At 31.7% G+C, this 12,368-nt stretch carries 9 protein-coding genes, 1 other RNA gene and 1 pseudogene; 6 read left to right on the plus strand and 5 right to left on the minus strand.

Features of this window, described 5'->3' with window-relative positions:
- The first annotated feature begins 40 nt into the window (after positions 1–40).
- The 3 genes from secG to smpB all read left to right on the plus strand — a co-directional run bounded on the left by secG (position 41) and on the right by smpB (position 3,045).
- A complete protein-coding gene (gene secG / locus ACFHWD_RS17510) occupies positions 41–274 on the plus strand; it encodes a preprotein translocase subunit SecG (RefSeq protein ID WP_150356224.1) in 234 nt (77 codons plus the stop codon).
- Between the two features lie 134 nt (positions 275–408).
- Positions 409–2,541 carry a ribonuclease R gene (rnr, locus tag ACFHWD_RS17515; protein ID WP_378062806.1) on the plus strand — a complete coding sequence of 711 codons (2,133 nt, stop codon included), beginning with the start codon at positions 409–411 and terminating at the stop codon, positions 2,539–2,541.
- Positions 2,542–2,574: 33 nt separating this feature from the next.
- A complete protein-coding gene (smpB, locus tag ACFHWD_RS17520) occupies positions 2,575–3,045 on the plus strand; it encodes an SsrA-binding protein SmpB (RefSeq protein WP_150356222.1) in 471 nt (156 codons plus the stop codon).
- 169 nt (positions 3,046–3,214) lie between these two features.
- Here the strand turns inward: smpB and fsa are convergent, their stop codons facing one another.
- Together fsa and ACFHWD_RS17530 are read right to left on the minus strand one after the other, a co-directional pair.
- On the minus strand, positions 3,215–3,865 hold the full coding sequence (fsa, locus tag ACFHWD_RS17525) for a fructose-6-phosphate aldolase (protein WP_150356221.1): 651 nt from the start codon (positions 3,863–3,865) through the stop codon (positions 3,215–3,217).
- A 36-nt stretch (positions 3,866–3,901) separates the two neighbouring features.
- Positions 3,902–4,957 carry a cell division protein FtsZ gene (locus tag ACFHWD_RS17530; protein ID WP_229981989.1) on the minus strand — a complete coding sequence of 352 codons (1,056 nt, stop codon included), beginning with the start codon at positions 4,955–4,957 and terminating at the stop codon, positions 3,902–3,904.
- Between the two features lie 139 nt (positions 4,958–5,096).
- Between ACFHWD_RS17530 and ACFHWD_RS17535 the strand changes: the two genes are divergently transcribed.
- The gene (locus ACFHWD_RS17535; RefSeq protein ID WP_150356219.1) at positions 5,097–5,933 is read left to right on the plus strand and encodes a MerR family transcriptional regulator; all 837 of its coding nucleotides are present in this window, start codon (positions 5,097–5,099) and stop codon (positions 5,931–5,933) included.
- Positions 5,934–6,048: 115 nt separating this feature from the next.
- Here the strand turns inward: ACFHWD_RS17535 and ssrA are convergent.
- The 3 genes from ssrA to ACFHWD_RS17550 form a co-directional block, all read right to left on the minus strand.
- Positions 6,049–6,408, minus strand: a transfer-messenger RNA (tmRNA) gene (gene ssrA / locus ACFHWD_RS17540).
- Between the two features lie 103 nt (positions 6,409–6,511).
- Positions 6,512–7,906, minus strand: coding sequence for a hypothetical protein (locus ACFHWD_RS17545; RefSeq protein WP_150356218.1), 1,395 nt, complete (start codon positions 7,904–7,906; stop codon positions 6,512–6,514).
- 206 nt (positions 7,907–8,112) lie between these two features.
- Entirely contained in the window at positions 8,113–9,477 is a 1,365-nt protein-coding gene (locus ACFHWD_RS17550; RefSeq protein WP_150356217.1) for an aspartate aminotransferase family protein, read from the minus strand.
- A gap of 751 nt (positions 9,478–10,228) precedes the next feature.
- Here ACFHWD_RS17550 and ACFHWD_RS17555 point away from each other — a divergent pair.
- Positions 10,229–11,896, plus strand: coding sequence for a sigma-54-dependent Fis family transcriptional regulator (locus ACFHWD_RS17555; RefSeq protein WP_179978402.1), 1,668 nt, complete (start codon positions 10,229–10,231; stop codon positions 11,894–11,896).
- Positions 11,897–12,182: 286 nt separating this feature from the next.
- Positions 12,183–12,368 (plus strand): annotated as a pseudogene (locus ACFHWD_RS17560) (hypothetical protein); the annotation flags it as partial.

Below are 12,368 nucleotides of genomic sequence, written 5' to 3' on the forward strand. Positions count from 1 at the left end.
AAGATAATACTTTGCATGTAGTGGCAGGAGGTGAAGGGCCATGAATATTTTTTTAATGATTTTACAATTGATAATAGGAATTATGCTTGTGGCAGTAGTTCTTATGCAGCCAGGAAAAACCAATGGACTAAGTGGTTTCATATCTGGAGGTGTAGCTGAAAGCTTTTATTCAAGAAATAAGTCCAGGACATCAGAAGCCATGCTGTCCAGATTAACTGTTTTTTTGGCTATAGTATTTGCAGTTATATGTATAATTCAAAATTTAATGAAATAGCTATATTTGGAAGGAGTTTATATGAATAGAGTATGATTTACTCTATTTATTTTTTATAGAGATTTAAATACATTTGTTCTTAATATTGAATATTTTTTTCCTTTAATGTCAATATAATAAAAGGTGGTGAAAAGATGAATATAAAAGAAGCAATTATAAATTTTATGAAAGAACAAGCATACAAGCCTATGACAGTAAAAGAATTGAGAAAAGTATTTTGTATAAAGAAGAGTGAAATAGAGGATTTTAAAAAAATTATAGATCAGCTGGAAAAGGAAGGATCGGTAATTAGAACACGTACAAATAGATATGGATTACCTGACAAGATGGGGCTTGTTACGGGTAGATTTCAGGGTCACCAAAAGGGGTATGGGTTTGTTATACCGGATAATGAAAGAATGGATGTATTTGTATCTTCTTCTTTCTTGAATGGTGCCATGAATGGAGATAAAGTTGTAGTCAAAGTAATTAAAGAGGAGAATAACGGAAAAAAGTGTGAGGGCGAAATAATAAGAATACTTGAAAGAGCAAATAAGACAATAATAGGTACTTTTGAGGATAGTAAAAATTTCGGCTTTGTTGTCCCGGAGGAAAAGCGTATATGTCAGGATGTATTTATACCTAAAGAGTGTAAAAAAGGTGCAAAAACAGGAGATATAGTGACTGTTCAAGTGACCAAGTGGTCTGATAATAGAAGGAATCCAGAGGGAAAAATAATAGATATTTTAGGCAAAAGAGGAGAAAAGGGAATAGACATATTGACTATAATAAAGAAAAATAATCTTCCAGAAGAATTCCCGGCAAAGGTTTTGTCCTATGCAGAAAATATACCTGTGGAAATACCTGAGAGTGAATATAAAAGAAGAGTTGATCTGAGAAATGTCATTACAGTCACTATAGATGGTGAAGATGCTAAAGATTTAGATGATGCTGTATCTTTAAGAAAGCTTGAAAATGGCAATTATTATCTAGGAGTTCACATAGCTGATGTATCACATTATGTGAATGAAAAAAGTCCTCTGGATAAAGAAGCGTTAAAAAGAGGAAATTCAGTATATCTTATAGACAGAGTTATACCAATGCTTCCACGAAAATTATCCAATGGCATCTGCAGTTTAAATCCTAATGAAGATAGGTTGACTTTAAGCTGTCTTATGGAAATAGATAGAAAAGGAAAAGTATTAAAACATAATATTGTGGAGAGCATAATAAGAAGCAATGAGAGGATGACCTATACAGATGTCACTAAAATACTTAAAAATGAGGATGCAGAAGTTATAAAAAGGTATGATTATCTTGTAGATACATTTAAACTCATGGAAGAACTTTGCAGGATCTTAAATAGAAAAAGAAAGATAAGGGGTGCTATAGACTTTGACTTTGAAGAATGTAAAATAACGCTGGATTCATTGGGAGTACCCGTAAAAATTGAACCCTATGAGAGGGGAATATCAAATAGAATAATAGAAGAATTTATGTTAGTATGTAATGAGACCATAGCAGAGCATATGTTTTGGACTAGTATACCCTTTGTATACAGAATACATGAGGATCCAGATGAGGAAAAATTAATGCGTTTTAACGAATTTGTCCATAATCTGGGTTATGCAGTTAAGTGGGGGCAGGAAATTCATCCTAAGGCTCTTCAGGATATTATAGAAAAAGTAAGGGGGAAGAAGGAGGAAACAGTGGTAAGCACACTGCTGCTTCGTTCTATGAAACAGGCCAGATATTCACCAGAATGTGTAGGCCATTTTGGACTGGCAGCCAGGTATTACTGCCATTTTACTTCACCCATAAGAAGATACCCTGATTTAATTATTCACAGGATAATTAAGGAGTTTATAAATGGGAAGTTAAATGAAATCAGAATAAAAAAGTTAGCTAAAGAAGTTGAGTATGCATCAAGACAGTCTTCTGATACAGAGAGATTGGCTCAAGATGCTGAGAGAGAAGTAGACGATCTTAAAAAGGCAGAGTATATGAGCAAGAGAATCGGCGAAGAATATGATGGTATAGTATCTTCAGTTACTAATTTTGGGATGTTTGTTGAACTTCCAAATACAGTTGAAGGACTGATTCATATTAGCACTTTAGAGGATGATTATTATCTATATGATGAAAAGCATCTGAGCCTCATGGGGGAAAAAACCAGGAATATATACAAATTGGGAGATGAAGTGAAAATTCGTGTGTTAAAAGTGGATATGTTCGCACACGAAATATATTTCGAATTAGTAGGAAGAAACAGTTTAGATAAAAATTGAACACTGAAATAAAAGGGGGATTGTGATATTATCATGCTTAAAAAAAAGTCCAGTAATAAAACTCTTGCTGAAAATAGAAAGGCAAGACATGACTATTTTATTGAAGAGACTATAGAAGCTGGAATAGAATTGGTTGGAACGGAAGTCAAATCTATAAGAGAGGGCAAGTCCAATTTAAAAGATAGCTATGGAGAAATAAGAAATGGAGAAATATTTATAAGGAATATGCACATAAGTCCCTATGATAAAGGAAGTATTTTTAATAAAGATCCTTTAAGAGACAGAAAATTACTTCTTCATAAGAAAGAAATAATGAAATTGGCTGGATACACTACCCAGCAGGGATATACACTTGTTCCATTATCTCTTTACCTTAAACATGGAAGGGTGAAGGTAAATTTAGCAGTTGTAAAGGGGAAGAAAAATTACGACAAAAGAAATGCACTTTTAGAGAAAGCAGCCAAGAGAGATATAGACAGGCAGATGAAACAAAAGTATAGATAGGAGATCAAGTGATTCTCGAGTTCAGGTTAGCTTTTTGTTTTATAAGATATCTGAGGGATACCTTAAATAGAGATTTAGGTGAAAATATTCATATTTAAAGTGAATGGTACAGGAAAAGCTGTGAACTGCTCAGTATCCCTCATTGTACAATATATAACCAACCTAGAGTTTAAGAATTTTTGGGTACGGTTTTCCAGTCGTCTAAAAATCTTTGAATTCCTATATCAGTTAGAGGATGTTTAATCATTTGCATTAAAACTTTATAGGGAATTGTTGCAATGTCTGATCCTGCTTTTGCAGCATTTATAACATGGAGAGGTCCTCTTATGCTGGCTGAGATAATTTTTGTGGTGATATTGTGAAGCTTAAATATGGGAACTATCTCTTCTATGAGTTCAATTCCGTTTATTCCAATGTCATCTAATCTGCCCAAGAAAGGACTTACGTAAGTTGCACCGGCCCTTGCAGCAAGTAATGCCTGGCAGGCAGAGAAAACCAATGTTATGTTGGTCTTTATATCGATTTTTGAAAGAATCTTTACAGCTTTTAAACCTTCAGAGGTCATGGGAATTTTTACTACTATATTCCTGTGTATTTTAGCTAATTCTTTAGCTTCTTCTACCATTTTATCAGCCTCGAGACTTATAACTTCTGCACTTATGGGACCATCTATTATGGTGGTTATTTCTTTTACAACTTCCCTGAAATTTCTACCTTCCCTTGCAATTAAAGAAGGATTTGTAGTAACCCCACAGATTACACCCATTTCATTGGCCTTTCGTATTTCATCTACGTTGGCAGTATCTATAAATAATTTCATATTTTCAAACCTCCTTGAAATCAATGAATAATAGATCTAGAAATCATAATTATCTTCCAATAAATTACTAAGTTCGTTATTATTGAGTACATCTAATTCATCTTCCTTTTCTTTACTATCTGTATCTAGATCAATAATAACACTTCTTTTTTTATTTCTTGATAATTTTCTTTTATTTTTATCCTCTAAAGCCATCTTTATTAAATTTATTGATTCTGTAGGAGTTTCACATCCTCCAAGAATTACTATATTATTTTTCTTATTATATGTTATATATGTACTTCTATAAACTTCAAATAATTTAGTCACTTCATATGGATCATACCCGTCAATTTTTAAATTGATCCCCAAATAATCACAATCATATACATCTGGTTGAACAAACACACTATTTTTTATTGCCAGATCAACAGCAGTTTTAACATCTTTTAACCCATCGTACAATTTTAAAATAAGTCCTGACCCATCTGCTGTATTTATTTTGAATGAATCTTTATTATCAATGGTACCATAGGCATGGATACCTATTATGTTATATGCCAGATCCAAGCTTTCAATTACTTCATTATTAATTTCTTTATACGTGTTCCTTTTATTATTATCTACAAATTTAACGTCATTTATTAAATCCATTATACTATTTATATCATTCCAACATTCCAGTGTATTTTTAAATGCTAACTCGTCTTCTTTTAAACTGGGTAAAATAGCCACTACATTTATTTTAGAATTTGGTAACACTTTTTTTACTATTTGTACAAAGGTTTTTATTGCCCCAGAACCTGTCCCTCCAGCCATAGTTGTAAGTACTACAACCACTTCTGTCAAAGGGTATTTGCTCAATAATGTTCCTATAGCATTAGCATTATCTTTTATCATTTCTTTGGATTTAGATCTGTCTCTTCCTGAACCATCTGTTCCTGGGTACAAATATACATTTTTTGTCATATCTGCATTTTTTAATGGTTTAATATCAAATAAACTGCTATTTATAAATAATCCATTGTATCTTGGATTCCTGTTTAGTAATCCATCTACAATGTTCCCAGCACCTTGACCTAGTGAAACCAATAACATTTTGCCTTTTTCCATAATTAATCACCCTTAGTATATTTTATATATATATTATCGAAAAAAGTCAGAGTAACATTATATTTTTTAAACTAATAATATTTTTTACTTAAGCTTATCTTCTAGTTGCTCGAAAAAAGAAAAAGGGGGATTAATTATTATGGATAATAAAGATAAATATATAGATACACAAAAAGTTGATCATAGAATTCAAAATAAGAAAAGAGGCGAAATACTGTACTATTCTATTGATCAGGTTGCTAATCTGTTGAATGAAAATATTAATAACATAAAATATTATACAAATATATTTGACGATCTTCTAAAAATTCAAATAGTAGATAAAGAATTGCGTTATACTGATGCTGATATCGATAAATTAGAGTTTTTGATAAAATTAAAAAATAGGGGCATGTCTCTTAAAGAAATTCAAGATTATTATAGCAAATTACCTTTGAATGATAATGAAGTTCAGCATCCAGGAAGTAATTTATTATCTGTTGAAGAACTTATTGATTCAATTAAAGAAGAACAACGAATTCAATTTGATAATTTTAAAATTCAGTTAAATGATGATATACAAAAGGTCAATTTATTATATATTAAAAATATTACCTCAGCAATTATTGAGGCTCAAAATAAAAGCCTTGATAAATTCAAACAGGATTTATTTGAGGAAATTAAAGAATATCTAAATTCTAAATTTGATAAAATTGATGAAATTAACTTAGATTTACACAACCAGTTTATTGACAAGATGACAAAATTTATATCTAAAAAAATTGATAGTAAAAATGACGAATTAAAACTTAATTTACAAGATAATTTTAATGGATTTTTTCAATCATGTTTAACTAATAGTGAACATTTAATAAAGGAAGTTAAAGGTTTTAAAAAAGTTATAAAGGATGCGTATTATACTCAATACCAAGTAGAAATGGATAATGCCAATAAAGGATTTTTGAATAAGTTATTTCAAATATTTAAATTCAGATAAAATTTAAAGAGATTAATTTTTTATATTCTTGTCCTAATAAAGAGAAAAATTTTAAACATTTTTAGTAGTATGGCGAAAAAATGTATGTCAAATAGTTTTTAGATATTGATATGTATGGTGGAGGCGAGGAGAATCGAACTCCTGTCCGAAAATGGAAACATTTGAGCATCTCCGAGTGCAGTCCCTAGTTTGACATTCCCTCCTTCAGACGCTTAAGGACAGGCTTCTGAATTCAGTAGCTTCATAATTTCCGTTTCCAGGTCAAAGCTTTGCTGGACTCGGTACCCCGCTGTCGGCGCCAGACACTGGAGCGCGGGAAATCCAGGCTGACGGCTAGCAGACTATGCTGCTAAAGCTAAATTTTCGTTATTATTTGCGTTTAAATTTAATCCCATAGTTTTTTAACGCGGGTCCACAGGTTCCCTCGACTCGCTTCTCAAACACATCTCATCCCCGTCGAAACCATTGCGCCCCCAGGTTATAAGATATATTGCTCTAATACTGCATACAGCAACAAACTGATGCAGTATTAAATTATATCATCTAACCTTCAATAAGTCAACTTAAAAATTTTATATTCATATTAAAAATGATGCAAATATAGTAGTTACCACTAAGCCTATTATAACTGGTATTAGATTTCTTTTGGCAAGTTCAAAGGGATTTACCTTACATATAGCTGCAACAGGTATTACAGCCCAGGGAATTATAGTTCCGCCTCCAACCCATATACCTGCTATTTGGCCCATAGCTGTCAATGTAGATACACCGCCTCCTATTGCTGTGGAAAATAATTTTGCTATAGATCCTACTAGTGGTATACCTGAAAACCCTGAACCGTCCAGTCCCGTTATAGCACCAACCGCAGTTAAAGTACCAGATGCCAGAAGAGGATTGGCAGGCGCTATATTTGAGAAAGCTACTCCCAGGTCATTGACAATGCCGTTAGAGGATGCAGGAAGTACCTTTCCAAATATTTCAGTGAAAGCTGAATCTCCGAGGTAAAAAAAGGCTGCTATAGGAATGACTATACCAAATATTTTGAATCCGAATATAAGGCCGTCTACAATATGAGAGGTGATTTTTTCGAGACATCTTTTACGGTAAGCTATAATTGAAATCAAGCTCAAAATGAACACAGCAGTTCCACCTATTAAAGCTGTTGCATCTCCTCCCTGAAGTTTGAATATATACATAAGTACTATATCCGACAGAAATATAGCTATTGTCAATATGGTCAGTAATTTTCTCAAAAAACGTGGTATGACAATAGTGTTTTTTTCTCTTTCCATTATCATTTCTTCTTTTTGAAAGCTCATGTCTATATTTCCATTTTTCATATCTCTTCTCAGCATATAAAAAGCTGTGATTGTAGTGACTGCTCCCATTATTATGGTTAAAGGTATACTTGCAGATATAACACTGGAAACTTTTATTCCTGCCGCATCAGCTGTGAGTTTTGGAGCTGCTTGTATTATGAAATCACTGGACAGAGCTATACCATGGCCAAATAAGTTCATGGCTACTGCAGCACCTATAGGCGGAAGACCTACTTTTTTAGCTATAGGTAAGAATAATGCTCCTATTAAGGCTACAGCAGGAGATGGCCAGAAAAACCAGGACAGGGCCATCATGATGATGCCTATAATCCAATAGCACATCCAATAGGATTTCATTATTTTTTTAAAGGGAGATACCAGTTCTTTATTTATTCCAACGACAACCATAACGTTGCTCATAGCGGTTATTATAGATATTATAAAAATCGTAGGCATAAGCTCTTTAGTAGCATAGACAAAACTGTTAAAAATCCCCATGACGGATTTAGGTATGGAATTTGTTGCAAATATGCCCAATATGAAAATCCCAATTATGCATATAAGTGATATGTCTCGTTTAAATGCCATGGCTATAATTATTATGAAAATAAAAATTATATAGATGTAGTGTAGGTTTGTCAGTAAAATGTTCATACATGACCTCCGCATAAAATGAGTATATTATCAATTTATGCAGAAAAATTTTTTGGGGTGATTAAAAATTTTTTAATTTGCTAAATATGAATCTTTAATAACATGGTGTTTTAGAATTAAAAGAAAAAGCCACCAGTTAAAAGCTGGTGGAAATTTATTATAAAATGAGTAATAAAGAATAATTCAATATGGTCTTACAACTTTAATTATTTTACAGCTAAATTCTTTACAATAGCTTTTTCAAATATTTCAAGACCTGCATTGACCTGCTCGTCAGTCATACAAAGCGGAGCTAATAGTCTGATAACATTTCCATAAGTACCTGCATTTTCAAGTATCAAACCCATTTTAGCTGCATCGCTAATTATTGCACTAACTATTGCTGGATTTGGTGTCTTAGATTTTTTGTCAGTTACGAATTCAATGCCGATCATTGAACCAATACCTCTTACATCTCCAACTACATCGTATTTTTCTTTCCATTGGTTATATCCTTCTGTTATTTTGGAACCTATTTTAAGTGCTTTTCCTGGAAAATCTTCTCTTTCCATGATTTCGATAACTTTTAATGCTGCTGCACAACCAAGTGGGTTTCCGCCATAAGTACCACCTATTGTACCTGATGGTACTCCATCAAATATTTCCTTTCTAGCTGTGATTGCACTCATTGGAACACCGCAGGCTATTGATTTAGCCATTGTGATGATATCTGGTTCGCAACCTGCTTCTTTCCAATAATCTGAAACGAACATTCTTCCCGATCTGGAGAAGCCGCTTTGAACTTCATCAGCTATGAGCATTATCCCATTTTCGTCACATATTTTTCTAACTTCTTTAACCCATTCAATGGGAGCTGGAACAAACCCACCTTCACCTTGTATTGGCTCAACAACTATAGCAGCACAATAATCAGCTGGAGTTAATTCGATAAGTGCATTTTTTAATTTGCCTATATAGTAATCGATGGCATCTGATTCTGTCATTCCTTCTGGTCTTCTATAGAGGTAAGGGAATTCCACTCTGTATATGCCGTCTGGGAAAGGTCCCTGAGCAATAGCATAACTTTTTTTACCAGTCATAGCCATTGTATAGTTTGTTCTTCCGTGGAAAGCACCTGAAAAGACTATTATGTTTGGCCTTTTTGTGAAAGCTTTAGCGATTTTTACAGCGTTTTCATCAGCTTCTGATCCGCTATTGATAAACATGGTATTTCTAACAGTACCTTTTACCGGCACGATTTTATTTAGTTTTTCTGCCAGTGAAACATAACCTTCATGAGTAGTAATGTTAAACATTGCATGACAAAATTTATCAGCTTGTTTCTTGATAGCATCAATAACTTCAGGATTACTGTAACCAAGGTTAGTTACTCCTACCCCGCCAACCCAGTCAAGGAACTTGTTTCCATCTGGATCCTCGAACATTGCACCTTCTGCCCTAGACATAACAGCAGGATAACCGCATTTGATTGCAGCTGCACATGCAGCTGATCTTCTATCTATAATAGCCTGCCCCTTAGGTCCAGGGAGTGTTTTAGTGATAATTTTTGGTAGTTCATTTGATAATTTCATTTTTTAGACTCTCCTTAAAAATTTATATACTTTTACTTTTAATTTTGCATCTGATGGTAAGAAATTATTGTAGGTAATAAAAATGTCTACTAAAAAAGAGAAATATAAGTATGGTTAAATTTTAAATGTGAATGCATTCACTAATGTTTATGAGCAAAAAGAATGCCAAAAAAGGAAAAGTCTAAATATTTAGGCTTTTGTAGTAATTAAAGAATTTAAGATCACGAAAAATTGATATCTTAAGAAAATAAAATTCAATTATGAATAAAAATTTTATTGCCTTCAGCGAATTGGGAATGAGCCACAAATATTTAATCAATTATTTAATCAATCTATTCATTTATGAAAATGAATATTCATTTGTGAATAAATTTTATTAAAATTTATTAAATCATAAAATGAAATTCACATTATAATATTGAGATATTAAGTAAACCTGGTATTTTAATGCAGTATTTACAGGAATGGCATAATAATTGCTTAAAATAATAGTACACTCTATTTGGAGGGCAAAATATATAATATAATGAAAAATCTCTATAGTTTAATCATTTCGCATCTCATAAAAATAAATTTCCTTGATATTACAGAATTGGTTTTCCAAATTGGTTATATTTCAATATATAAGAATACTGATATAATAGAATTACGATAGAAAATAGATAATTTATAGATATTTTGAAAGTAAATGTAAAAAAGTACATATAAATACTTATTCTTTATAAAAGGATCAATTATGGGGGGATTCACATTGGATAATTCAATAGATTCGAGTTCCATTCCGGCAGTACTTTATAAAGTTACGGAGCAGCGAATAATTCCTAATAAGAAAGCATGTAGGATACTGAAGGATAATTTATCTATTGAAAAAAATCTAAAAAATATACTTAGGTATTCTTCAAAGAAAGAGTTTACGGAATACTTAAAAAATATTTATATAATTGGAGAAAATGAAAATTTAATATCTGTTTATTTTTTACCATTTGATAAATTAGACGGTTATGAAATAGCTATTCTTCAGGATATTAGCATGTCTTTAATTGAAACTATAAAAACTAAAAGTGATAATGTGATGAATCTTGTGGAAGATGATAATGAGGACATTATTGTAACTGACGGGGAGGGTGTTATTTTAAATATCAGTAATTTTTTCGAGAAATTTTATGATATAAAAAAACAGGATCTATTAGGGAGAAATGTATTTGAGTTGGAAAAATTACGTGTGTTTTATCCTTCAGCTGCTGTAAAGGTTTTAAGAACAAAGCAAAAAATTACAATGCTTCAAAAAAATAAGTTAAATAATGAAATTTTAGTTACTGCTATTCCTATAAAGGATGCTAATGGCTGTATAGTAAAGGTAGTCTGTTTTTCCTATTATGTGCAAACATTTGTAGAGATAAAAAAACAGTTTGAAGTTTTAGAAAGAAATGGTAAAGTTTATACTAAAAAATTGAGGCATTTAGTTGATAAAGGAATAAATCCTAATCTTATGATGGGTAAAAATAAAGAGATGAAAAAGATATTTAATCTTATTACTAAAGTTGCAGATTTTGATGTAAATTTTTTAATTACTGGAGAAACTGGTGTGGGAAAAAGTTATTTTGCAAAGTTAATTCATAGTTTAAGTAAAAGGTCAAAAAGACAGTTTATAGAGCTAAATTGTGGTGCTATACCAGAACATCTTTTGGAGTCTGAGCTATTTGGATATGAAGGAGGAGCTTTTACAGGGGCTAGAAAAGAAGGAAAGTTAGGGTTGATAGAATTGTCTGATAATGGAACCCTTTTTTTGGATGAGATAGGTGATCTTCCTTTAAATTTGCAAGTGAAATTACTTAAAGTTATTCAGGATAAAACTTTTAATAGAATAGGGGGAACTAAAATTATTAAAGTAAATTTTCGCCTTATAACAGCAACAAACCAGGATTTAAGAAAATTAATCAAGGAAAAAAAATTTAGGGAAGATTTGTTTTATAGATTAAACGTAGTCAGTATTAATATTCCACCTCTTAGAGAGAGAAAAGAGGATATACCGGATATGATTTCGTATTTTGTGAGAAAAATTAATGAAAAATATGGTTTAAATAAAAGCTTTAATCCAGAAGCTGTTGATATGCTGATTAACTGCAAATGGCCGGGTAACATAAGAGAACTGGAAAATACTATTGAGAGGATTTTATTGTTGTCAGATGATGATATCATTAACAAGAGATTTTTAGAAGACAATGTGAAAAATAAATATGAAAAAGATTCTAATACTAAAAATGTTTCTCTAAAAGAACAATTGAATAATTATGAAGGAAAATTAATTTTGAAAGCCCTTGAAAAATATAAAACGACTGTAAAAGTAGGACAAGTATTGGGCATTAGTCAGGCTACAGCTGCGAGGAAGATAAAAAAGTATACCCACAGCTATTCATAAATGAATATATTAAATTATAAATGAATAAATTTGTATACATTGGTTGGGAGGAGATGATGATAGGATTAAAGCTATTCGTAAATGAATTATGAAACTATGTAAGAATATATTTGTATACTGTAGTATAAATGATTTTTGTAGTTTATACATATTTGGAATATATCTTGCTAAACGTTAATGTATGGATGCATTCACTATGTAACTATTTTAATAAAATATGTATTTTTAAGCAGCAAGCGTTCTGATAAATTAAATGACGATAATTAATGAGGAGGATATTTAAAACATGTCAGACAAAGAGATAAGAGATTATATTGACACGGTAAAAGAGGCAAGGGATTATATTAGCAGGGTATTGGAAAAGGTGAGGAAAAGAGATAAGGATGAGCCTGAATTCCTACAAACAGTAGAAGAAGTTTTAGGATCCATAGGACCAGTATTTGAGAAGCATCCTGAATATATGGAACAAAAT

The sequence above is a fragment of the Clostridium sp. MT-14 genome, from assembly GCF_042436595.1.
Lineage (GTDB): Bacteria > Bacillota > Clostridia > Clostridiales > Clostridiaceae > Clostridium_B > Clostridium_B aromativorans.

Excerpts from the sequence above, each read along its gene's own strand:
- secG (WP_150356224.1), top strand. The coding sequence starts at position 41 with ATGAATATTTTTTTAATGATTTTACAATTGATAATAGGAATTATGCTT.
- rnr (WP_378062806.1), top strand. The coding sequence starts at position 409 with ATGAATATAAAAGAAGCAATTATAAATTTTATGAAAGAACAAGCATAC.
- smpB (WP_150356222.1), top strand. The coding sequence starts at position 2,575 with ATGCTTAAAAAAAAGTCCAGTAATAAAACTCTTGCTGAAAATAGAAAG.
- fsa (WP_150356221.1), bottom strand. The coding sequence starts at position 3,865 with ATGAAATTATTTATAGATACTGCCAACGTAGATGAAATACGAAAGGCC.
- ACFHWD_RS17530 (WP_229981989.1), bottom strand. The coding sequence starts at position 4,957 with ATGGAAAAAGGCAAAATGTTATTGGTTTCACTAGGTCAAGGTGCTGGG.
- ACFHWD_RS17535 (WP_150356219.1), top strand. The coding sequence starts at position 5,097 with ATGGATAATAAAGATAAATATATAGATACACAAAAAGTTGATCATAGA.
- ACFHWD_RS17545 (WP_150356218.1), bottom strand. The coding sequence starts at position 7,906 with ATGAACATTTTACTGACAAACCTACACTACATCTATATAATTTTTATT.
- ACFHWD_RS17550 (WP_150356217.1), bottom strand. The coding sequence starts at position 9,477 with ATGAAATTATCAAATGAACTACCAAAAATTATCACTAAAACACTCCCT.